Origin of the sequence: Pseudomonas sp. HY13-MNA-CIBAN-0226, from assembly GCF_040310305.1 — a bacterium.
Taxonomy (GTDB): domain Bacteria; phylum Pseudomonadota; class Gammaproteobacteria; order Pseudomonadales; family Pseudomonadaceae; genus Aquipseudomonas; species Aquipseudomonas gregormendelii.
Window position 1 is genome coordinate 1 of the sequence record NZ_JBEOPS010000577.1, and the last position, 240, is coordinate 240.

Annotated in this window: 1 pseudogene; it reads right to left on the minus strand. The window is 69.6% G+C overall.

The features are described from left to right. A pseudogene (locus tag AAEZ05_RS29985) lies at positions 1-240 on the minus strand (methyl-accepting chemotaxis protein); the annotation flags it as partial.

The window sequence follows — 240 nt, forward strand, 5'->3', positions numbered from 1 at the left end:
GATCTGCGCGATGCTGCCGTCCACTACACGCTTGGCTGCCTGGCCTTCGGCATCGGTCTGCTGCGCGGCGACGGCGGCGCCCTGGGCACTGCGCGCCACTTCGTGGGCAGCCGAGGACATCTGGTTGATCGCGGTGGCCACCTGGTCGGTCTCGTGGCGCTGGCGTTCCATGGCCTGCTCGGAGCGCTGGGCCTGGTCGGACACCTGGCTCACCAACCCGGTGAGCTGAGCGGTCATGTC